Below are 22,615 nucleotides of genomic sequence, written 5' to 3'. Positions count from 1 at the left end.
GGGTATGTGCTCGGGCCTCATCGCGGGCAAGCCCGCTCCCACAGGGGGAATGCGTTGCAAAATGTGGGGGCTGGCTTGCCTGCGAAGGCGTCATTTGCACCACCCCGGTTTACGCTTCTGCACAAAAGCCTGGGTCCCCTCTATTCCTTCTACACCCGTCACCGCCTCGGCAAACCACTCGGCAGCCTGATCCAGTAGCGGCCCCAGTGGTTGCTCTGCGCTGGCGAGCAGCAGGGCTTTGGTCCGGCCATTCGCCCCCGGCGCGCACCGCAGCACTTGCCCCAACACATCGTCCAAGCGTTCTGCCAAGGCCTGAGGGTCGTTCTCCACAAAATGCACCACCCCCAACCGATGGGCTTCAACCCCGTCAAACCGCGCCGCCGTCAGCGCCAGCCGTCGCGCCTGGGTCAGGCCGATACGCTTGACCACAAAGGGCGCGATCTGCGCCGGCAACAAGCCCAGGCTGGTTTCCGGCAAGCCGAACTGCGCCTGATGGTCGGCAAGCGCAATATCACTCACACAGGCCAGCCCAAACCCACCGCCGAGCACCGCACCTTGCAGTACCACGATCACCACTTGTGGCACCGCTTCCACCTCCTGCAGCAAGGTGCCGAACGCGCGGTTCAGCGCCTGCAACTGCGTCTTGCCGCCTGCGGTGACCATGTCCTTCACATCCGCCCCTGCACAGAAGTGCCCACCCGCACCGCTGATCACCAGCGCACGCACCTGGCTGTCCAATTGCGCCAGTACCGCACGCAGCTCATTAACCATTTCCAGGCTCATGGCATTGCGATTGGCGGGGCGGTTGAGGGTGATGTGCAGCACGCCGTTATGCGGTTCGAGCAGCAGGGTGTTCATGATTTTTTCCCGGGCAGGGTGCCCATCAGTTTGCAGATGATGCCCAGCATGATTTCGTCGGCGCCGCCGCCAATCGACACCAGGCGCACGTCGCGATAGGCGCGGGCTACCGGGTTGTCCCACATAAAGCCCATGCCGCCCCAGTATTGCAGGCAGCTGTCGCTGACTTCGCGGCCCAGGCGCCCGGCCTTGAGCTTGGCCATCGACGCCAGGCGGGTCACGTCCTGGCCTTTGATGTATTGCTCGGTGGCCTGGTAGACGAGCGCGCGCAGGCATTCGATTTCGGTGGCCAATTCGGCCAGGCGAAAATGAATGACCTGGTTATCGATCAGTGCCTTGCCGAAGGTCTGGCGTTCCTTGCAGTAGTCGATGGTGCTGTCGATGCAGTATTCCAGGCCCTTGATCATGTTGGCCGCGCCAAACAGGCGTTCTTCCTGGAACTGCAGCATTTGCATCATGAACCCCGCGCCTTCGTGGCCGATGCGGTTGCGCTGGGGTACGCGCACGCCATCGAAGAACACTTGGGCGGTTTCGGAGCTGTGCATGCCGAGCTTTTCCAGGGGCGGGCTGACGCTGATACCCGGCGTGTTCATGGGCACCATGATCAGCGACTTGTTGATGTGCGGCTTGTCGTCGGAGGTGTTAGCCAGCAGGCAGATAAAGTCGGCGCTGGGCGAGTTGGTGATCCACATTTTGCTGCCGTTGATCACGTAGTCGTCGCCGTCTTTGCGCGCATGGGTTTTCAGCCCGGCCACGTCGGAGCCGGCGCCGGTTTCCGAGACGCCGATGCAGCCCACTTGCTCGCCGCTGATGGCCGGGCGCAGGAATTCGTCGCGCAATTCATCGGAGCCGAAGCGGGCGAGGGCGGGGGTGCACATGTCGGTCTGCACGCCGATGGACATGGGGATGCCGCCGCAACGAATGGTGCCGAATTCTTCGGCAGCAACGATGGAGTAGCTGTAGTCCAGGCCCATGCCACCGAATTTTTCCGGCTTGGAAATACCCAGCAAGCCGAGGTCGCCAGCCTTGCGGAAGATCTCGTGGATGGGGAAACGTCCGGCTTTTTCCCATTCATCCACATGCGGGTTGATCTCGCGGTCGACGAAGGCGCGGACGGTGCGGCGCAGTTCCTGATGTTCCTGGGTAAAGATCATTGTTCTTGTTCTCCTGTTAGAAACGCGCCACACCGAAGCTGTTGGGCTGCAACTGCCGCACCTCGGCCTCATGGCAGATGTCCAGCACAAACCCCAGCAGGGTGCGGGTATCCCGTGGGTCAATCAGCCCGTCGTCCCACAGGTTGGCGCTGCCATAGAGTGCAGTGGACTGGCTGTCGAGCTTCTGCGCGGTGACCTGTTCCAGCATATCCAGCACCTTGGGGTCGGGCACCAAACCGTCTTTGAGTTGCTTGGCCTCGGTGACGATGCGCAGCACTTTGCCTGCCTGCGCGCCGCCCATCACCGCCGTGCGGCTGTTGGGCCAGGCGAAGATAAACCTTGGGTCCAGGCCTCGGCCGCACATCGCGTAGTTGCCGGCGCCGTAGGAGCCGCCAACCACCACGGTCAGTTTAGGCACACGGGCATTCGCCACGGCCTGGATCATTTTCGCGCCGTGCTTGATCACGCCTTGTTGCTCCGACTCCGTGCCCACCATGAAACCCGTGGTGTTGTGCAGGAATAGCAGCGGCGTGCGGCTCTGGTCGCACAGCTGGATAAATTGTGCGGCCTTGCTTGCACCCTTGGGCGTGATGGGGCCGTTATTGCCGATCACGCCGACAGCGCGGCCCTGGATGTGTAAATGGCCGCAGACCGTGTGGGCATCGAACTCGCCCTTGAATTCGAGGAAGTTGGAACCGTCCGCCAGGCGCGCGAGGATTTCGCGCACGTCATAGGGTTTTTTCGGGTCGTCAGGGACCAGCCCCAAGAGCTCTTCGATGGGGTGCAGCGGTTCGGTATAAGGCCGTTTTGGCGCAAGCGCCAGGCGATCATCCCACGGCAACAGGCTGACGATTTCGCGCACGATGCGCACGCCATCGGCATCGTTTTCCGCCAGGTATTCGGCGGTGCCGGCGGTTTGCGCGTGCATCTCGGCGCCACCCAGTTCCTCGTCCGTCGCCACTTCGCCGGTCGCCGCTTTGAGCAGCGGCGGCCCGGCAAGGAACAGTTTGGCCTTGCCGCGCACCACCACCACGTAATCCGACAGCCCCGGCTGATACGCGCCGCCCGCCGTGGCCGAGCCGTGCACCACGGTGATCTGCGGCAACCCCATGGCCGACATGCGCGCCTGGTTGGCGAAGCTGCGTGCGCCTTCGACGAAAATCTCGGCCGCATAGTTGAGGTTGGCACCGCCGCTTTCGGCGAGGGTCACCACTGGCAGTTTGTTTTCCATGGCGATCTGTTGCAGGCGCAGGGACTTTTTCAGGCCGGAGGGGGAAATGGTGCCGCCCTTGATCGCGCTGTTATTGGCCACCACCAGCATGCGCACGCCGCTGACGTAGCCGATGCCGGCGATCAAGCCGCCGCCGGCCGCGCTGCCGTCTTTGTCGTCGTGGAGTTTGTAACCGGCCAGGCTGGCCAATTCCAGGAACGGCGCGCCGGGGTCCAGCAGCAGGTTGAGCCGTTCGCGGGGCAGCAGTTGGCCGCGTTTGTCGAACTTGGGCTTGGCTTCCTGCGCCTTGCTCAGCAGGTTGTGTTCCAGTTGGCGCAATTGCGCGATGGCCGCCAACATGGCTTCGCGGTTTTGCGCGAACTGTGGGCTGTGGCTGTCGATCTGCGTTTCAATGAGCGGCATAGGTTATTGCTCCGCCTTGAGCACATCCGGCAGGTAGGCGCGGTGGAAACCATTGAAGGGTTCGCTCGGTGGTTGCGCCTTGGGCAGCGGCCAGGCCCGGCTGCCCAGGCTGGCGGCGCCATCGATGCGCAGGGTGCTGCCGCTGATGAACGCCGCGGCGGGGCTGATCAGAAACACAATGGCCGCGCTGACTTCCGATTCGGTGCCGATACGCTTGAGCGGCACGTGTTCGCGCAGGGTCGGGATCACCGCCTTGAACGCGCCGTCGTAGGTGTCCATGCCGCTGGAGGCAATCCACCCTGGCGCCACGGCGTTGACCCGCACGCCGGCATAGCCCCATTCAAAGGCGGCGGTCTTGGTGAAGTTGTCCATGCCCGACCGCGCCGCGCCGGAGTGACCCATACCGGGCATGCCGCCCCACATGTCGGCGAGCATGTTGACGATCGATCCACCGTGCTTGCTCATGGACTGGTTGAACACTTCCCGCGCCATCAGGAAACCGCCGACGAGGTTGGTGCGCAGTACGGTTTCAAAGCCCTTTTGGTTGATCGAGGCCAGTGGCGACGGGTATTGACCGCCGGCGTTATTCACCAGTCCATGGATCGGGCCATGGTCATCAATGAGCTGCGTCACCAGCGCTTTCACCGCGTCTTCCTCGCGAATATCGCAAGCCTGCCAATGGGCGGTGCCGCCGTCTTCGGCAATTTCGGCGGCCACCTTCGAAAGCTTTTCCGGCTTGCGTCCCACCAGGATGACCCGGGCGCCAAGGGCGGCGAGTTCATGGGCGGTGCAGCGGCCGATGCCGCTGCCGCCACCGGTAACAATCACGGTTTGCCCCTGGAACAGGTCGGCTTTGAAGATCGAATCGAAGGCCACGGCGACAGTCCTTTAGGTGAGTTGATCGGCGATGTGTTGCGGCACGGCAATGGGGATTTCCAGCAGTTGCTGGGCGAAGGCTTTGCCTTGGGGGTCGATGCGCAGGCTGGCGATGCCGCCGCCGCCCAAGGCGTTTTCCAGCAGGAAATTCAGGCTGTGGCTGCCGGGCAAGTACCAGCGTTCGACGCGGCCGTGCAGCGGGTCGAGCACGTGGTTCATCCAGTCGACGATCACTTCCGGGGTCAACGCTTCGGCGATCCACGGCAGGTAGTCGGGGTGGCGGGCGATGACGCCGATATTGCTGTGGTTGCCCTTGTCGCCGGAGCGTGCCACGGCGAGTTTCACCAGCGGCACGCTGGCATCCGCACGGCCTTGGGGTTTGGGTGGCTCGACGGCAGCGGTCGGTGTAAGCAGGTGGGCAGTCACGGGCAGCTCAATGGCATGGCGCTGGCCCTGGAACCCAATCACCGGCTCACAGGATGATTTATCGATAAGGAATGAAAACAGCCGAATCAGCGGGTACACCGTTGGTCGCCCACCGACGATCCCGGTCAACCCCGGCGCCATGCCGGTGGCTGCCTGGGCAATCTCGCGGGCGAACAGCACCAGCGCCTGTTTGCTCGGGTGCCGCACCGCCAGTTTCACCACCACTTCGCGGCAGTCGTGACGCTGGGCATGGGTGCCGTAGGTGGCTTCGCTGCCGAGCAATTCGATGTTGACTTCGGTGTAGGGCGCCCAGCCACGTTGGCTGAACAGTGCCGACGTTTTATTGATGATCGCCTGGCTGACCCGCTCGGCCTTGGCCACTGCGTCGATCCCGGCGATCAGGCAACTGGCGGTGCAGCGGAACCCGTCGGGGTAGGTGGCGCTGACCTTGTATTGGTCGGTAGGTGGCAAGCCCTTGGCGCCGTGCAGGCGTACTTGGTGTTTGCCTTGCTGTTGCAGTTTCACCTGGCTGAAATCGCAGATCACATCAGGCAGCAGGTAGGCGCGCGGGTCGCCTATTTCATACAACAGCTGTTCGGCCACGCTGAGTTCGCTGATCAGCCCGCCGCTGCCGTCGACTTTATTGACGGTGAATTGGCCATCGGCACTGACCTCAATGATCGGAAAACCGATCTGCTCGTAGTCCGGCACGTCGCGCCAATCGGTGAAGTTGCCGCCGGTGCACTGCGCGCCGCATTCGATGATATGCCCCGCCAGTGCAGCCTGTGCCAGGCGGTCATAGTCCTGCCATGACCAGTTGAATTCATGCACCAGCGCAGCGCTGACCACGGCGCTGTCGACCACGCGGCCGGTGATGACGATATCGGCGCCCAGCTCCAGGGCTTTGGCAATGCCTGGCGCACCGAGGTAGGCGTTGGCGGAAACGCACATCGGCGGCAGCGGCGCGCCGTTGAACATATCGGTAATGCCCGGCAGTTGTTTCAGTCTGGGTTGCAAATCGTCGCCCAGCAGGACGGCGATTTTCAGCGCAATGTTGGCCTTGTCACAGGCTGCTTGCAGTGCGGCGGCGCAAGCCTGGGGGTTTATGCCGCCGGCATTGCTGATCACGCGGATGCCCTGGCGCTGGAGATCGCCCAGCAGCGGCGTGAGCACCTCGACGAAATCGGTGGCGTAGCCGGCCTGGGGATCTTTCATTCGTGCGCCGGCAAGGATCGACATCGTGACTTCCGCCAAGTAGTCGAAGACCAGGTAATCCAGTGTGCCGCCGTGCACCAACTGGGCGGCGGCGGTGCAGGTATCGCCCCAGAAGGCGCTGGCACAGCCGATACGAACCGTCTTGCTCATGAGAAATCCTTCCTCGAATGGCTGGTGTCGAGACTACCAAGCAAGCGCTTGGTTTGTAAACTCCGCTCACAAGTTTTGCCCAAGCGCTTGCTTGGGTGGCGGCCACGGCCTAAATTGCCGCCCAAGACGTCAGTAGAAATGAAGGAGAGCAGCATGGATGAGCAAAAAGCCCTGCGGGTGATGCGCACCATGGTCGACGGCGGTCATTTGACCGACCCTGACAGTGCACGGGGCAAGTTGCTGCAAACCGCGGCTCACCTGTTTCGCAACAAGGGCTTTGAGCGCACCACGGTGCGTGACCTGGCCAGTGCGGTGGGCATCCAGTCCGGCAGCATCTTTCATCATTTCAAGAGCAAGGACGAGATCCTGCGGGCGGTAATGGAGGAAACCATCCACTACAACACCGCGATGATGCGCGCCTCGCTTGAGGAAGCGAGCACGGTGCGTGAACGTGTTTTGGCGCTGATTCGCTGCGAATTGCAGTCAATCATGGGCGGCAGCGGCGAAGCCATGGCGGTGCTGGTCTACGAATGGCGTTCGCTGTCGGCCGACGGCCAGGCCCAGGTGCTGGCGCTACGTGATGTGTACGAAGATATATGGCTGCAGGTGCTGGGCGAGGCCAAGGCCGCCGGTTACATCAAGGGCGATGTGTTTATCGCCCGGCGCTTTCTGACCGGCGCCTTGTCCTGGACCACCACGTGGTTCCGCGCCGAAGGCAGCCTCACACTCGAGCAACTGGCCGAAGAAGCGCTGTTGATGGTTCTGAAGGCCGATTGAGGCGCAAGCTATTAATTTTTCGGTGGAAAGTTGTCTCACCTGACAAAAACGCCTAGCTTATTGCCATCAACGTGTTGAACGGTGCGTGCCTCAATGTTTTCGCCATGGCGGCTGGCTGCAGGACTAACTCTATGGGCATTGGGCACCGCGTGGTGGGTGCCGGCTTCGGCTGGGCAATTGGTGAGGATTGGCGCCGCGCATTTTCCGCCCTACACGGTGCGGCCTGAGCAGGGTGCCGACACCGGTCTGCTGCCGCAACTGGTGGAAGCCCTGAACGCCTCGCAAACCGACTACCAGTTTGTGCTGGTGCCTACGTCCATCCCACGGCGCTTTCGAGATTTCGAACAAGGCCGGGTCGACATGGCGATCTTTGAAAACCCCAGTTGGGGCTGGCAGGACATTCCCCATACCAGCGTCGACATGGGCCTGGAAGATGCGGAAATCTTTGTCGCCGAGCGTCAGCCCGGTCGCGACCAAAGCTATTTCGCCGACCTCGCCGGCAAGCGGCTGGCGGTGTTCAGCGGTTATCACTACGCCTTCGCCAACTTCAACCCCGACCCCAAGTACATGGCCGAACACTTCAACGCCACGTTGACCTATTCCCATGACAGCAACCTGTTGATGGTTGCGCGCGGGCGGGCCGATATTGCGCTGGTCACACGCTCGTATTTGAGTGATTTCATGGTGCGCAATGCCGACATGGCCGGGCAGTTCCTGGTCTCGGAGCGCATCGACCAGGTGTATCACCACTATGCGTTAGTGCGGCCGAAGGCGCCGATTACCGGCGCGGCGTTTGCCGGGTTGCTCAAGCGGCTGCGTGACAGTGGGGAGATGTTGAAGATCTTTGAGCCGTATCGTATCGATGTAACCGCGGTGCGCTGAAGTCAGCACAGAGATCAAACGGTGGAATGGCACCGTTTTCAAATCCGCCGTGCAAACGTATCGCTGTGGCTGCCCGACACCTTGCGGCAATGCACCAGCGCATCACGAATCATGAAGTTCACCAAGGTTGGCGATACGCCCAGTTCCTTGGCGATATCCTTTTGCGGCACGCCGTGCAGCCGGTACATCTCGAACGCGTAGCGGGTGCGCTGTGGCAGCTCCGTCAGGGCGCAGGCGATGTTTTCCAGTGTATTGAAGTTGATGTGGGAGGTTTCCGGTGAAGCGCCGTGAATCACCACATTCAAGCCTTCCTCTTCCGTCCCCGAGTATTTGAGCTCCAGGGCCTGCTTACGGTAGTGGTCAATTGCCAAGTTACGCACGATCTGGAACAGATAGCTCAATTGCGCCTTGAACGATGAGGTGATCGTCGGCGCCGATTGCAGGCGGAAGTAGGCGTCTTGCACAACGTCTTCGGCACGCGAGCGGCAGCCGGTAATACGTGCAGCGATCTTCACCAGAATCAGTCGATTGTCGACAAACGCCTGCAGAAGGGGTGAGTCGCACCTGCCTGTGGATACTTGTTCCGTCATGGAAATCACCTTGTCGCAAAAGAGGTAGGGGAGGGCGTCCGTGCTGGGGCCTCCTGCACATCGTGCAACAAATTATTCTTAATGATAATGATTGTCAAATGAGAAGACGAACTAATCTTGCGTGGTTCTTGAAGGTGTGAACCCTGTCTCGCTCCTCCCCACCGACTAATTATTTGCCCGCTCCGTCCGTTCTCATGGGTGACAGGTCCGTTAACAAACGGCCAGGGATCAGCGCCCGCAGGAGGACGACATGGGTTTCTATCGTGCATACAGCGTGTTCAAGTCTGGAGCCCTCATTCGATGAGTGTCTCGACTCGACTGCGCCTGTTTTGCCTGCCTTATTCGGGGGCCAGTGCCATGGTGTATGCGCGTTGGCGCCGGGCGTTGCCTGATTGGTTGCAGGTGTGCCCGCTGGAGTTGCCAGGGCGCGGCATGCGCATGGATGAGCCGTTGCAGCGCTACATCAAAGCCCTGGCTGCGCAGCTGGCCGATGAAATCAGTCGTGACCTGAATGCCCCGTATGCCTTGTTCGGCCACAGCCTTGGCGGCCTGTTGGCGTTCGAGCTGGCCCACGCCCTGCGTGAACGTGGCGTGCCCGCACCGCTCGCGTTGTTTGCCTCCGGCACCGCCGGCCCGGCACGCCGTGATGTCAGCGAGTACGCCATCGAAAAGTCGGATGAGCAACTGATTGCCCGCCTGCGCGAATTGCAGGGCACCGCCGAAGAAGCCCTGGCCAACCCCGAGCTGATGCAATTGATGCTGCCGATCCTGCGCGCCGACTTCCTCCTGTGCGGCAGCTTCACCTACGGCCAGCGCGCGCCGCTGGGCATGCCGATCCACGTGTTCGGCGGCAAGCAAGACAGCGTGCGCGTCGACCAGTTGCTCGACTGGCAGGCAGACGCCGCCAGCGGCTTTTCCCTCGACATGTTCGACGGCCACCACTTCTTTCTCGTGCAGCACGAAAGCGCCGTGCTGCGCTGCCTGCGGCGCTACGCCGAGGAGCACCTGGCCCGCTGGCGCAATGGCGCGGCGCGGCCGCGGGCTGCCAGCTGAAAGCACCCTATTTCCCGATTTCCCGTAAGCCGATTTCAGGCAGGAACCCCATGATGGACGCCTTCGAACTTCCCCGCACATTGGTCCAGTCCCTTCAACGCCGCGCCGCGCAGACCCCGGACCAGGTGGCCCTGCGCTTTCTTGCCGAGTCGGCCGAGCACAACGTGGTGCTCAGCTACCGCGACCTGGACCAACGCGCCCGCACCATCGCCGCCGCCTTGCAGGCCAACGCGGCGTTGGGTGATCGCGCGGTGCTGTTGTTCCCCAGCGGCCCGGACTACGTGGCGGCGTTTTTTGGTTGCCTGTACGCCGGCGTGATTGCGGTGCCGGCCTATCCGCCGGAGTCCACGCGTCGCCATCACCAGGAGCGCTTGCTGTCGATCATTGCCGATGTTGAGCCACGCCTGCTGCTGACCATCGCCAGCCTGGGCGATGGCCTGGCGCAGATCGAGAACGCGCCGCCGGTGCTGAGCGTCGATACCCTGGACACCCTGATTGCCGATCGCTGGATCGAACCCGAGCTGCACGCCGACCACATCGCCTTCCTGCAATACACGTCGGGCTCCACCGCGCTGCCCAAGGGCGTACAAGTCAGCCACGGCAACCTGGTGGCCAACGAAGTGCTGATCCGTCGCGGTTTCGGCATCGACCTCAACCCGGATGACGTGATCGTCAGCTGGCTGCCGCTGTACCACGACATGGGCCTGATCGGCGGCTTGTTGCAACCCATTTTCAGCGGCGTGCCGTGTGTGTTGATGTCGCCGGCGTACTTCCTCGGTCGGCCGTTGCGCTGGCTGGAGGCAATCAGCGAATACGGCGGCACCATCAGCGGCGGTCCGGATTTCGCCTATCGCCTGTGCAGTGAGCGGGTCAGCGAATCTGCCCTGCAACGCTTGGACTTGAGCGCATGGCGCGTAGCGTATTCGGGTTCCGAGCCGATCCGCCTCGACACCCTGGAACGCTTCGCCGAGAAGTTCGCGGCCTGCGGTTTCACCCCGAACAACTTCTTCGCCTCCTACGGGCTGGCCGAGGCGACCCTGTTTGTCGCTGGCGGCTCCCGTGGCCGTGGCATCCCGGCCTTGCGCCTGGACGAACAGGCCCTCGCCGCCAACCGCGCCGAGCCTGGGCAGGGCAGTGCAATCATGAGCTGCGGCACCAGCCAGCCGGAACACGCAGTGCTGATCGCCGATCCCCATACGCTGAGTGAACTGGCCGATAACACGGTCGGCGAGCTGTGGGCCACCGGCCCGAGCATCGCCCATGGCTACTGGCGCAACCCCGAAGCCACCGCCAAGACATTCGTGCAACACGCTGGCCGCACCTGGCTGCGCACCGGTGACCTGGGTTTTATTCGCGACGGTGAGGTGTACATCACCGGCCGCCTGAAAGACCTGCTGATCGTGCGCGGGCACAACCTGTACCCCCAGGACATCGAACAGACCATCGAGCGCGAAGTGGAAGTGGTGCGCAAGGGCCGCGTCGCCGCGTTTGCGGTAAATGACCAGGGCCTGGAAGGCATCGGCATTGCTGCAGAAATCAGCCGCAGCGTGCAGAAAATCCTGCCGCCCGAAGCACTGATCAAGGCGATCCGCCAAGCGGTGGCCGAGGCTTATCAACAAGCCCCGAGCGTGGTGGTGTTGCTCAACCCTGGCGCCTTGCCGAAGACGTCCAGCGGCAAGGTGCAGCGTTCGGCGTGTGCCATTCGTCACGCCGATGGCAGCCTCGACAGCTACGCGCAGTTTCCGGGCCTGCACATGCAGGCGAGTGACGCGGCGTTGGAATCCGCACTGCAAAACCGGATCGCGGCGATCTGGTGCGAGCAGTTGCACGTCGCAACTGTCACGGGCGATGATCATTTCTTCCTGCTCGGCGGCAACTCCATCACCGCCACCCAAGTAGTTGCGCGCCTGCGCGAAACCCTGGGGCTGGAGCTGAACCTGCGCATGCTGTTCGAAGCGCCGACCCTGGCGACCTTTGCCGCGAATGTCGCGCAATTGCAGCAAGACGGCGGCGTCGCCCAAGGTGCGATCAATACCCTGTCACGCCGCGAAGCCCTGCCGCAATCGCTGGCGCAAAACCGCCTGTGGATCACCTGGCAACTCGACCCGCAGAGCAGCGCCTACACCATTCCCGGCGCCCTGCGTTTACGCGGAGCGTTGGACGAAGACGCCGTGCGCGCCAGCTTCGAGCAATTGATTCAGCGCCACGAAGCGTTGCGTACACGCTTCTATGAACACGATGGCCAAGCCTTCCAGCGTGTGGATGCAAATGTAGCGTTCGACCTGCACGTCATTGACCTCGGCGACGTGCCCGCCGCCGAACGTGAAGCCCGTGCGCAACAGCTCCGCGAAGACGCCGCGTGCACCTCGTTCGACCTGGAAAAGGGCCCGCTGCTGCGGGTGACCCTCGTGCGCCTGGACGATGAGGACCACCAACTGCTGGTGACGCTGCACCACATCATCGCCGACGGTTGGTCGCTGAATATCCTGATCGACGAATTCTCGCGGCGGTACGCCGCCGCGATTCAAGGCCAAACCCTGGCGTTGCCGCCACTGGCCCTGCACTACGCTGACTACGGCAGTTGGCAGCGCCAATGGCTGGCCGAGGGTGAAGGCCAGCGCCAACTGGCGTATTGGCAAGCGCAACTGGGCGAGGAGCATCCGACCCTGAACCTGGCCACCGATCATCCACGGTCGGCGCAGCAGCGTCATAGCGCCTCGCGCCACAGCGTGCGCCTGGAGGCAAGCCTCAGCGCAGCGATTCGCCAGACCGCCCACGCCAATGAATCCACCCCGTTCATGCTGTTGCTGGCGTCGTTCCAAAGCCTGCTTTATCGCTACAGCGGTCAGCGCGACATCCGCATCGGTGTGCCGAGTGCCAACCGCCCGCGCCAGGAAACTCAGGGCCTGATCGGCTTTTTCATCAACACCTTGGTACTGCGCGCCGAGCTGGACGGGCGCCTGCCGTTCAACCAACTGTTGGCGGCAACACGCCAGGCCGCTTTGGGGGCTCAGGCCCATCAGGACCTGCCGTTCGAACAGCTCCTGGAAGCCTTCCCGCAAGCCCGTGAGCAAGGCCTGTTCCAGGTCATGTTCAACCACCAGCAGCGCGACCTGAGTGCCTTGCGCCGCCTGCCGGGCATGCTCGCCGATGAATTGCCGTGGCACAGCCGCGAAGCCAAGTTCGACCTGCAACTGCACAGTGAAGAAGACCGTAATGGGCGGTTGAGCCTGTCATTCGACTACGCCGACGAGCTGTTCGAGCCCCACACGATCCAACGCCTCGCCGAGCACTTCATCAACCTGCTGCAAGCCGTGTGCGAACAACCCGAGCAGGCCATCGGCGACCTGATGCTGATGCAAAAAGACCAAGCGCTTCAGTGGAGTGAAGCCCCGTGCACCCCGGCACAACGCTGGTTACCCGAGTTGCTCGACCGCCAGGCCTCGGATAACACCGCGTTGGTTTGGCAGGGCGCCAGCCTGTCCTTCGCCCAACTGCACACCCAGGCTAACCGCCTGGCCCACTACCTGCGTGACAAAGGCGTCGGCCCGGATGTGTGCGTGGCCATCGCCGCCGAGCGTTCACCGCAACTGCTGATCGGCCTGCTTGCAATCATCAAGGCCGGTGGCGCCTATGTACCACTGGACCCGGATTACCCCGCCGACCGCCTGGCCTACATGCTCCAGGACAGTGGCGTGCACCTGCTGCTGACCCAAACCTCACTGCTGGCGCTACTGCCGGCGACCGAGGGCGTGGGGGTGATCGCCATGGACAGCCTGCACCTCGACAGCTGGCCCACCCAGGCACCGGGCCTGCACCTCAATGGCGACAACCTCGCCTACGTGATTTATACCTCCGGTTCCACCGGCCAGCCCAAAGGTGTGGGCAATACCCATGCAGCCCTGGCTGAACGCTTGCAGTGGATGCAGGCCACCTATCAACTGAACGACACCGATGTGCTGCTGCAAAAGGCGCCGATCAGTTTCGACGTGTCGGTGTGGGAATGCTTCTGGCCGCTGATTGCCGGTTGCCGTCTGGTGCTGGCGGGGCCAGGCGAGCATCGCGATCCGCACCGCATCGCGCAGTTGGTGCAAGAGCATGGCGTGACCACGCTGCACTTCGTGCCGCCGCTGTTGCAGCTGTTTATCGATGAACCATTGGTGGCCGAGTGCACCAGTCTGCGTCGGGTGTTCTCCGGCGGCGAAGCCTTGCCCGCCGAGTTGCGTAATCGCGTCTTGGCGACGTTGCCGGCGGTGCAACTGCACAACCGCTATGGCCCGACTGAAACCGCGATCAACGTCACCCACTGGCATTGCCGCACGGAAGATGGCGAGCGTTCGCCGATTGGCCGGCCGCTGGGCAATGTGATCTGCCGCGTGCTGGACGAGCAGCTCAACCCGTTACCGGCCGGTGTGCCCGGCGAACTGTGCATCGGCGGCATCGGCCTGGCGCGCGGTTACCTTGGCCGTGCCGGGCTCACCGCAGAGCGTTTTGTTGCCGACCCATTGGGCGAGGCGGGCGCACGCCTGTATCGCACCGGTGACCGTGTGCGCTGGAGCGCCGATGGCGTGCTCGAATACCTCGGTCGCCTGGATCAGCAGGTCAAGTTGCGTGGTTTCCGTGTTGAACCGCAAGAAATCGAAGCCCGTATGTTGGCGCTGGACGGCATCGCCCAAGCGGTGGTGCTGGTGCGTGATGCACAGTTGATCGCCTATTACACCGCCCATGCCGAGTTGGGCGAGCCGGCCGTAAAAGCGGCCCTCGCGGCTGAGCTGCCGGAGTACATGGTGCCCGCGCTGTTGATGCGCCTGGATGCCATGCCTTTGAGCCCCAGCGGCAAACTCGACCGCCGCGCGTTGCCCGAGCCGGTGTGGCAGACCCGCGAACACGTTGAGCCGCAAACCCCGTTGCAGCAGCAGATTGCAGCCATATGGCGCGAAGTGCTTGGCTTGCCACGTATCGGGCTGCACGACGACTTCTTCGCCCTCGGCGGCCACTCGCTGCTGGCCACGCAAATCATCTCCCGCACCCGCCAGGCCTGCGACGTCGAGTTGCCGTTGCGCACCTTGTTCGAAGCCAGTGAGCTGGGCGCATTTGCCGAGCAAGTCGGCCTTATCCAGGCCTCGGGTCAGCGCAACCAGCAAACCGCCATCGCCAAGGTCGACCGCCGCCAGCCCGTGCCGCTGTCCTATTCCCAGCAGCGTATGTGGTTCCTCTGGCAGATGGAGCCGGATAGCCCTGCCTACAACGTCGGCGGCATGGCCCGCCTATGTGGCGTGCTCGATGTGGGGCGTTTTGAGGCGGCGTTGCAAGCGCTGATCATGCGCCACGAAACCCTGCGCACCACTTTCCCGAGCATCGACGGGGTGGCTTATCAGAAGGTCGCGCCGCAAACCGGCTTGCGCATGGACTGGCAGGATCTTTCGGCGCTGCATGACACCGAGCGCCAGCAGCGTCTGCAACATCTGGCCGATCAGGAAGCCCACACGCCATTCAACCTGGAAACCGGGCCTCTGCTGCGTGCATGCCTGGTCAAAGCCGGGGAGCAAGAGCACTACCTGGTGCTGACCCTGCACCACATCGTCACCGAAGGCTGGGCCATGGACATCTTTGCCCGTGAACTCAGCGCGTTGTACGAAGCCTTTATCGACGAGCGCGACTCACCACTGGCGCCGCTGCCGGTGCAATACCTCGACTACAGCGTGTGGCAGCGCCAGTGGCTGGAGTCGGGTGAGCGCCAGCGTCAACTCGACTACTGGACCGCACAACTGGGTCACGAGCATCCATTGCTCGAACTGCCCGGCGACCGCCCACGGCCACCGGTGCAAAGCCATCAGGGCGAGTTGTACCGCTTCGACCTGAGCGACGATCTGGCCGCTCGCGTGCGTGCCTTTAATGCCGAGCGTGGCCTGACCCTGTTCATGACCATGACCGCCACCTTGGCAGTGTTGCTCTACCGCTACAGCGGCCAGACCGACCTGCGCATCGGTGCGCCCGTGGCCAACCGCATTCGCCCGGAAAGCGAAGGGTTGATCGGTGCGTTCCTCAACACCCAAGTGCTGCGTTGCCAGCTCAATGGGCAGATGCAGGTTGGCGAGTTGTTCGAGCACGTGCGCCACACCGTGATCGAAGGCCAGTCCCATCAGGACCTGCCGTTCGACCACTTGGTGGAAGCCCTGCAACCTCCGCGCAGCGCGGCGTACAACCCACTGTTCCAGGTGATGTGCAACGTGCAGCGCTGGGAGTTCCAGCAAAGCCGCCAACTGGCCGGCATGACCGTCGAGTACCTGGCCAACGATGCGCGTGCGACCAAGTTCGACCTCAACCTGGAAGTCACCGACCTCGACCATCGCCTGGGTTGCTGCCTGACCTACAGCACCGACCTGTTCGACGAACCGCGCATTGCGCGCATGGCTGAACATTGGCGCAACCTCCTGGAGGCGTTGATCGCAAGCCCCGAACAGCGCCTCAGCGAACTGCCGTTGCTGACTGCCGTCGAGCAGCGCGTATTGCACGACAGCCTGGGCGTCGAGCCCGGCGTGCATCGCCTCGACCAGTGCCTGCATTCACTGTTCAGCCAACAGGCAGCAGCCCGTCCCGATGCCGCTGCCTTGACCTTCGCCGGGGAAACCCTCAGTTACCGCGAACTGGACACCCGCGCCAATCGCCTCGCGTGGATGCTGCGCGAGCGTGGCGTCGGCCCGCAGGTACGCGTGGGCCTGGCGCTGCCGCGCTCCCTGGAAATGGTCATCGGCCTGTTGGCGATCCTCAAGGCGGGTGGTGCCTATGTGCCGCTGGACCCGGAATACCCGCTGGACCGCCTGCACTACATGATCGAAGACAGCGGCATCGGCCTGCTGCTCAGTGATGCAGCCATGTTCGAGGCCCTCGGCGAATTGCCGGCGACCGTGGCTTGCTGGTGCCTGGAAGATGACCTGCCGGTGCTGGCCAATTACCCGGCCGACGCGCTGCCGTTTATCAGCCTGGCGCAACACCAGGCGTACCTGATCTACACCTCCGGCTCCACCGGCAAGCCCAAAGGCGTGGTGGTCTCCCACGGTGAAATCGCCATGCATTGCCAAGCCGTGATCGAGCGCTTCGGCATGCGCCCGGACGACTGCGAGCTGCACTTCTATTCGATCAATTTCGACGCCGCCACCGAACGTTTGCTGGTGCCGTTGCTCAGCGGTGCGCAGGTGGTGTTGCGCGCCCAGGGCCAGTGGGATGCCGAAGAAATTTGCGCGCTGATCCGCACCCATCGCATTAATGTGCTTGGTTTTACCCCGAGCTACGGCAGCCAGTTGGCGCAATGGCTGGCCACCCAGCACCAGACGTTGCCGGTGCGCATGTGCATCACCGGTGGCGAAGCGCTGACCGGCGAGCACTTGCAGCGTATCCGCGCAGCCTTCCAGCCGGAGGTGTTTTTCAACGCCTATGGCCCGACCGAAACCGTGGTGATGCCGCTGGCCAGTCTGGCGCCGGAGTGCCTGGAGGAGGGCGCTGCCAGCGTGCCCATCGGCAGCATCATCGGCGCCCGCGTGGCCTGCATTCTCGACGCCGACCTGGCCCTGGTACCGCAAGGTGCGACCGGCGAGTTGTATGTCGGCGGAGCCGGTTTGGCCCAAGGCTATCACGAGCGTGCGGGCATGACGGCCGAGCGTTTTGTCGCTGACCCGTTTAGTGGGAATGGCGGCCGTCTGTACCGCACCGGCGACCTGGTGCGCCAACGCGCCGACGGCCTGGTGGAATACCTGGGCCGGATCGACCATCAAGTGAAAATTCGCGGTTTCCGCATCGAGCTGGGCGAAATCGAAACCCGTCTGCTGGAACACGCAGCCGTGCGCGAAGCGGTGGTGCTGGCGCTGGATTCGCCCAGTGGCAAGCAGTTGGTGGCCTATTTGGTCAGCGACGCAGACCACGGCACATTGCGTGACGGGCTGAAGGCGCACCTCAAGGCGCAACTGCCGGACTACATGGTGCCCGCGCACCTGATCGTGTTGGACAGCATGCCGCTGACCGCCAACGGCAAGCTCGACCGCCGCGCCTTGCCGCAACCGGACCCCGAAGCCAACCGCCAACAGTACGTCGCGCCGCGCAACGAGCGCGAGCAAACCCTGGCGGCAATCTGGTGCGCCGTGCTGAACGTGCAGCAAGTCGGCTTGCACGATAACTTCTTTGAGCTGGGCGGCGACTCGATCCTGTCGATCCAGGTTGTCAGCCGTGCGCGACAGGCCGGGATTCATTTCAGCCCTCGCGACCTGTTCCAGCACCAGACCGTGCAAACCCTGGCGGCCGTTGCGACCCGCTCCGAGCTGGTCACGGCTGAACAAGGTGTGCTCACTGGCAGCTCCGGCCTTACGCCGATCCAGCATTGGTTCTTCGATACCGATATCCCGAATCGTCAGCACTGGAACCAGGCGTTGGTGCTTAAACCGCTGCAATTGCTGGAGCCTCATCGCCTGGAGCAAGCGTTGCTGGCGGTGCTGGAACATCACGATGCCCTGCGCCTGAGCTTTACCCCACGCGACGCTCAATGGCATGCCGAGCATCTGGCCGTCCCGCAAGGCGGCGTGCTGATGCAGGCGCAAGTGCGTGATATGCAGCAATGCACCGCGCTGTTCACCGACACCCAACGCAGCCTTGACCTCGAGCACGGCCCGCTGCTGCGCGCTTTGCTGGTGGACGGCCCGCAAGGTCAGCAACGCCTGCTGATCGCGGTCCATCACCTGGTGGTGGACGGCGTGTCGTGGCGCGTGTTGCTTGAGGACCTGCAAACGGTTTACCGCCAGCTGAGCACCGGCCAATCCGTCAGCCTGCCCGCCAAGACCAGCGCGTTGCGCGATTGGGCCGCGCGCTTGCAGGCCTATGCGAGCAGCGAATCTTTGCGCGAAGAGCTGAGCGCATGGCAAGACCAGTTGGCCGGGCCGAACGTGGCCTTGCCGATGGATCGGCCACAGGGTTCGCTGCGTCATCGCGATGCCGACGCCGTCAGCGTGCGCCTGGATGCCGAACACACCCGTCAGTTGTTGCAACAGGCGCCGAGCGCCTACCGCACCCAGGTCAATGACCTGTTGCTGACGGCCCTGGCTCGCGTGCTGTGCCGCTGGAGCGGCCACGATTCGGCCTTGATCCAGCTGGAAGGCCATGGCCGCGAACCCCTGTTCGATGACATCGACCTGACCCGCAGCGTTGGCTGGTTCACCAGCGCTTATCCACTGCGCCTGACGCCGCAAGGCGGGCCGGGAGACTCGATCAAGGCCATCAAGGAGCAACTGCGCGGCGTGCCGCACAAAGGTTTGGGTTATGGCGTGCTGCGCTACCTGGCGGATGACCTGTGCAAGCAGACCCTGGCCGCACTGCCAAGCGCCGACATCACCTTCAACTACCTCGGCCAGTTTGATCAGGGCTTCGGCGCCGATGCGCTGTTCCACCCGCTGGATGAATCGGCGGGCCTGGCCCATGACCCGGAGGCCACGTTACCCAATGCGTTGAGCGTCGACAGCCAAGTCTATGGCGGTGAACTGGTACTGCGCTGGACCTTCAGCCGTGAACGCCACGATCAGCAGACCATCCGCGCATTGGCCGATGCCTACCTCTGCGAATTGCACAGCCTGATCGCACACTGCCTCAACGACGAGGCCGGTGGCCTCACGCCATCCGACTTCCCGCTGGCGCAGTTGAACCAATCCCAACTCGACGCCTTACCGGTTCCGGCCAGCGCCATCGAAGACGTGTACCCGCTGACCCCGATGCAGGAAGGCTTGCTGCTGCACACCCTGCTGGAGCCGGGCACCGGCCTCTATTACATGCAGGACCGCTACCGCATCAACAGCGCGCTGGACCCCGAGCGTTTTGCGCAGGCCTGGCAGGCAGTGATCGCGCGGCATGAAGCCTTGCGTGCGTCGTTCTGCTGGAACGTCGGCGAAGACATGCTGCAAGTGATCCATAAACCGGGCAGTACACCGATTGAATATCTGGACTGGCGCGCTGACCCAGAAAGCGAACAGGAACCGCGTCTGCAAGCCCTGCTCAAGCAGGAGCGCGAAGCCGGTTTTGATCTGCTCAACCAGGCGCCGTTCCACCTGCGCCTGATCCGCGTCGGCGAAGCGCGCTACTGGTTCATGATGAGCAACCACCACATCCTGATCGATGCCTGGTGTCGTTCGCTGCTGATGAATGACTTCTTCGAGATCTACATGGCCCTCGGCGAAGGCCGCGATGCGCAACTGGCCACGCCGCCGCGCTACCGCGACTACATCGCCTGGCTGCAACGCCAGAACCTTGCCGAAGCGCGCCAGTGGTGGCAGCAGAACCTGCAAGGCTTCGAGCGCACTACGCCGATCCCCAGCGACCGGCCGTTCCTGCGTGAGCATGCGGGTCATAGCGGTGGCATGGTGGTGGGCGACTGTTACACGCGCCTCGATGCCCGTGACGGCGCGCAACTGCGTGAACTGGCGCAGGCCCATCAGCTGACCGTCAACACCTTCGCCCAAGCGGCATGGGCGTTAGTGCTGCGCCGCGTGAGCGGGGATCGTGACGTCTTGTTCGGCGTCACCGTGGCCGGGCGCCCGGTGGAAATGCCGGAGATGCAACGTACCGTCGGCCTGTTTATCAACAGCATTGCGCTGCGGGTGAAACTGCCCGAGGACGACCAGCGTTGCAGTGTGCGCCAGTGGCTGAGCGGCTTGCTCGACAGCAACATGCAACTGCGCGAGTACGAATACCTGCCGTTGGTGACTATCCAGGAGCACAGCGAACTGCCCAAGGGCCAGCCGCTGTTCGACAGCCTGTTTGTGTTTGAGAACGCGCCGGTGGAAGTCTCGGTGCTGGACCATGCGCAAAGCCTGAATGCCACCTCGGATTCCGGTCGCACCCACACCAACTTCCCGCTGACGGCGGTGTGCTACCCGGGCGACGACCTCGGTCTGCACCTGTCCTACGACCAGCGCTATTTCGACGAAACCACCGTGCAAGGCATGCTCGCTGAGTTCAAACGCCTGCTGCTGGCGCTGGTGCAGGGCTTTCATGGCGACATGGCCGAACTGCCGCTGATCGGCGAACAGGAGCGTGAATTCCTGGTGCAAGGCTGCAACCAGAGCGAGCATGACTACCCGCTGGAGCGCAGTTACATCGAGTTGTTCGAAGCGCAGGTGGCGCAGCATCCGCAACGCATCGCCGCCAGTTGCCTCGACCAACAGTGGACCTATGACGAACTGAATCGCCGCAGTAACGGCCTGGGCCACGCGCTGATCGCTGCGGGCGTCGGGCTGGATCAACCGGTGGCGTTGCTGGCCGAACGTAATCTCGACTTGCTGGGCATGCTCATCGGCAGCTTCAAGGCCGGTGCCGGTTACTTACCGTTGGACCCGGGCCTGCCACGCTCGCGCTTGAGTCGCATCATCGACCTGAGCCGTACGCCATTGCTGGTGTGCACCGAGGCATGCCGCGAACAGGCGATTGAGTTGCTGGAGGGCACCGCCTGCCAGATGCTGGTGTGGGAAGACGTGCCTGGCCGTGGCGAAAACCCGGGCGTCTACAGCGGCCCCGACAACCTTGCCTACGTGATCTACACCTCGGGCTCCACCGGCTTGCCCAAAGGCGTGATGGTCGAGCAGCGCGGCATGCTGAACAACCAGTTGAGCAAGGTGCCGTACCTGCAACTGAGCGAGACCGATGTGATCGCCCAGACGGCCTCGCAAAGCTTCGACATTTCGGTGTGGCAGTTCCTGGCGGCGCCGCTGTTCGGCGCGCGGGTGGCTATCGTGCCGAACACCATTGCCCATGATCCGCAAGGTTTGCTGGCGCATGTGCAGGCCCAGGGCATTACCGTGCTGGAAAGCGTGCCGTCACTGATCCAGGGCATGCTGGCCCAGGAGCGCATGAGCCTGGATGGCCTGCGCTGGATGTTGCCGACGGGGGAGGCGATGCCGCCTGAGCTGGCGCACCAATGGTTGTTGCGCTATCCAGAGATTGGTTTGGTCAATGCCTACGGGCCGGCGGAGTGTTCGGATGACGTGGCGTTCTTCCGCGTCGACCTGGCGTCGACCCGGGGTACCTACCTGCCGATCGGCACGCCCACGGATAACAACCGTTTGTACGTGCTCGAGGGTGCGCTGGAGCTGGTGCCACAGGGCGCCGTTGGCGAGTTGTGCGTGGCCGGCACCGGTGTCGGCCGAGGTTATGTCAGCGACCCGCTGCGCACGGCGCAAGCCTTTGTGCCGAACCCGTTCGGTGCGCCCGGCGATCGGCTGTACCGCACCGGCGACCTCGCACGTCGGCGCAGCGATGGCGTACTGGAGTACGTGGGGCGTATCGACCATCAGGTGAAGATTCGCGGCTATCGCATAGAGTTGGGTGAAATCGAAGCGCGCCTGCATGAGCAACCGGAAGTACGTGACGCGGCCGTCGGCGTGCAGGAAGGCGTTAACGGCAAGCACTTGGTCGGCTATCTGGTGGCGGCTGATGAAGCGTTGAACCCGAGTGATCGCCTGGACCGCATCAAGCAACGCCTGCGCACCGAGCTGCCGGAATACATGGTGCCGCTGCATTGGCTATGGCTCGACCGCCTGCCGCTGAACGCCAACCGCAAGCTGGACCGCAAGGCCCTGCCGGAACTGGAGATCGGCCAGTTGCACAGCCAGGACTATCTGGCACCGCGCAACGCGCTGGAAACCACCTTGGCTGCGATTTGGGCCGAGGTGCTGAAAGTCGAAAGGGTGGGGGTACAGGACAACTTCTTCGAACTGGGCGGGCACTCGTTGCTGGCCACGCAGATTGCCTCCCGCGTGCAGAAAACCCTGCAACGCGATGTGCCGCTACGGGCGATGTTCGAGTGCAGCACGGTGGCGGAGTTGGCTGAGTACATTGATGGGTTGGCGGCGAATGAGATCAGTGCCGAGAAGGTGGATCGGTTGAGTGATTTGATGGCGGAGTTGGAAGGGCTTTAAGGAACCCTGGAACAACTGGCGGTGAGCGCGCTGTTAGTCGAAACGAAAACGACT

The 22,615-nt window shown here is 63.1% G+C and carries 10 protein-coding genes; 4 read left to right on the top strand and 6 right to left on the bottom strand.

What is annotated here, in order from left to right; translation table 11 throughout:
• Window positions 1-90 precede the first annotated feature (90 nt).
• From A7J50_RS20350 to A7J50_RS20330, 5 genes are read right to left on the bottom strand one after another with little or no spacing between them, the layout of a single operon-like run.
• A complete protein-coding gene (locus A7J50_RS20350) occupies window positions 91-858 on the bottom strand; it encodes an enoyl-CoA hydratase/isomerase family protein (RefSeq protein WP_064453425.1) in 768 nt (255 codons plus the stop codon).
• Window positions 855-2,012 carry a citronellyl-CoA dehydrogenase gene (gene atuD, locus A7J50_RS20345; protein WP_064453424.1) on the bottom strand — a complete coding sequence of 386 codons (1,158 nt, stop codon included), beginning with the start codon at window positions 2,010-2,012 and terminating at the stop codon, window positions 855-857. The genes A7J50_RS20350 and atuD overlap by 4 nt, the downstream gene beginning before the upstream one ends.
• A gap of 16 nt (window positions 2,013-2,028) precedes the next feature.
• Window positions 2,029-3,645 carry a geranyl-CoA carboxylase subunit beta gene (gene atuC / locus A7J50_RS20340; protein ID WP_064453423.1) on the bottom strand — a complete coding sequence of 539 codons (1,617 nt, stop codon included), beginning with the start codon at window positions 3,643-3,645 and terminating at the stop codon, window positions 2,029-2,031.
• A gap of 3 nt (window positions 3,646-3,648) precedes the next feature.
• On the bottom strand, window positions 3,649-4,521 hold the full coding sequence (locus A7J50_RS20335; protein ID WP_064453422.1) for an SDR family oxidoreductase: 873 nt from the start codon (window positions 4,519-4,521) through the stop codon (window positions 3,649-3,651).
• 12 nt (window positions 4,522-4,533) lie between these two features.
• Window positions 4,534-6,312, bottom strand: a complete 1,779-nt coding sequence (locus A7J50_RS20330) for an acyclic terpene utilization AtuA family protein (protein ID WP_064453421.1) — start codon at window positions 6,310-6,312, stop codon at window positions 4,534-4,536.
• A 153-nt stretch (window positions 6,313-6,465) separates the two neighbouring features.
• On the opposite strand from A7J50_RS20330, the gene A7J50_RS20325 reads away from it, so the two are divergent.
• Both A7J50_RS20325 and A7J50_RS20320 read left to right on the top strand, forming a co-directional pair.
• Window positions 6,466-7,089 carry a TetR/AcrR family transcriptional regulator gene (locus A7J50_RS20325; protein WP_064453420.1) on the top strand — a complete coding sequence of 208 codons (624 nt, stop codon included), beginning with the start codon at window positions 6,466-6,468 and terminating at the stop codon, window positions 7,087-7,089.
• A gap of 93 nt (window positions 7,090-7,182) precedes the next feature.
• Window positions 7,183-7,971, top strand: a complete 789-nt coding sequence (locus A7J50_RS20320; RefSeq protein WP_064453419.1) for a substrate-binding periplasmic protein — start codon at window positions 7,183-7,185, stop codon at window positions 7,969-7,971.
• Between the two features lie 38 nt (window positions 7,972-8,009).
• Here the strand turns inward: A7J50_RS20320 and A7J50_RS20315 are convergent, their stop codons facing one another.
• Window positions 8,010-8,561: an RNA polymerase factor sigma-70 gene (locus A7J50_RS20315; protein WP_064453418.1), complete on the bottom strand. Its 552-nt coding sequence runs from the start codon at window positions 8,559-8,561 to the stop codon at window positions 8,010-8,012.
• Window positions 8,562-8,861: 300 nt separating this feature from the next.
• On the opposite strand from A7J50_RS20315, the gene A7J50_RS20310 reads away from it, so the two are divergent.
• Window positions 8,862-9,614, top strand: coding sequence for a thioesterase II family protein (locus A7J50_RS20310; RefSeq protein ID WP_064453417.1), 753 nt, complete (start codon window positions 8,862-8,864; stop codon window positions 9,612-9,614).
• A gap of 50 nt (window positions 9,615-9,664) precedes the next feature.
• Window positions 9,665-22,561 (top strand): non-ribosomal peptide synthetase, encoded by a 12,897-nt coding sequence (locus tag A7J50_RS20305; RefSeq protein ID WP_064453416.1) that lies wholly within the window; start codon window positions 9,665-9,667, stop codon window positions 22,559-22,561.
• Window positions 22,562-22,615 lie beyond the last annotated feature (54 nt).

Origin of the sequence: Pseudomonas antarctica (assembly GCF_001647715.1) — a bacterium.
Classification (GTDB): domain Bacteria; phylum Pseudomonadota; class Gammaproteobacteria; order Pseudomonadales; family Pseudomonadaceae; genus Aquipseudomonas; species Aquipseudomonas antarctica_A.
This window is presented reverse-complemented; position numbering and strand designations above follow the sequence as displayed.

Excerpts from the sequence above, each read along its gene's own strand:
- A7J50_RS20350 (WP_064453425.1), bottom strand. The coding sequence starts at position 858 with ATGAACACCCTGCTGCTCGAACCGCATAACGGCGTGCTGCACATCACC.
- atuD (WP_064453424.1), bottom strand. The coding sequence starts at position 2,012 with ATGATCTTTACCCAGGAACATCAGGAACTGCGCCGCACCGTCCGCGCC.
- atuC (WP_064453423.1), bottom strand. The coding sequence starts at position 3,645 with ATGCCGCTCATTGAAACGCAGATCGACAGCCACAGCCCACAGTTCGCG.
- A7J50_RS20330 (WP_064453421.1), bottom strand. The coding sequence starts at position 6,312 with ATGAGCAAGACGGTTCGTATCGGCTGTGCCAGCGCCTTCTGGGGCGAT.
- A7J50_RS20325 (WP_064453420.1), top strand. The coding sequence starts at position 6,466 with ATGGATGAGCAAAAAGCCCTGCGGGTGATGCGCACCATGGTCGACGGC.
- A7J50_RS20320 (WP_064453419.1), top strand. The coding sequence starts at position 7,183 with ATGTTTTCGCCATGGCGGCTGGCTGCAGGACTAACTCTATGGGCATTG.
- A7J50_RS20315 (WP_064453418.1), bottom strand. The coding sequence starts at position 8,561 with ATGACGGAACAAGTATCCACAGGCAGGTGCGACTCACCCCTTCTGCAG.
- A7J50_RS20310 (WP_064453417.1), top strand. The coding sequence starts at position 8,862 with ATGAGTGTCTCGACTCGACTGCGCCTGTTTTGCCTGCCTTATTCGGGG.
- A7J50_RS20305 (WP_064453416.1), top strand. The coding sequence starts at position 9,665 with ATGATGGACGCCTTCGAACTTCCCCGCACATTGGTCCAGTCCCTTCAA.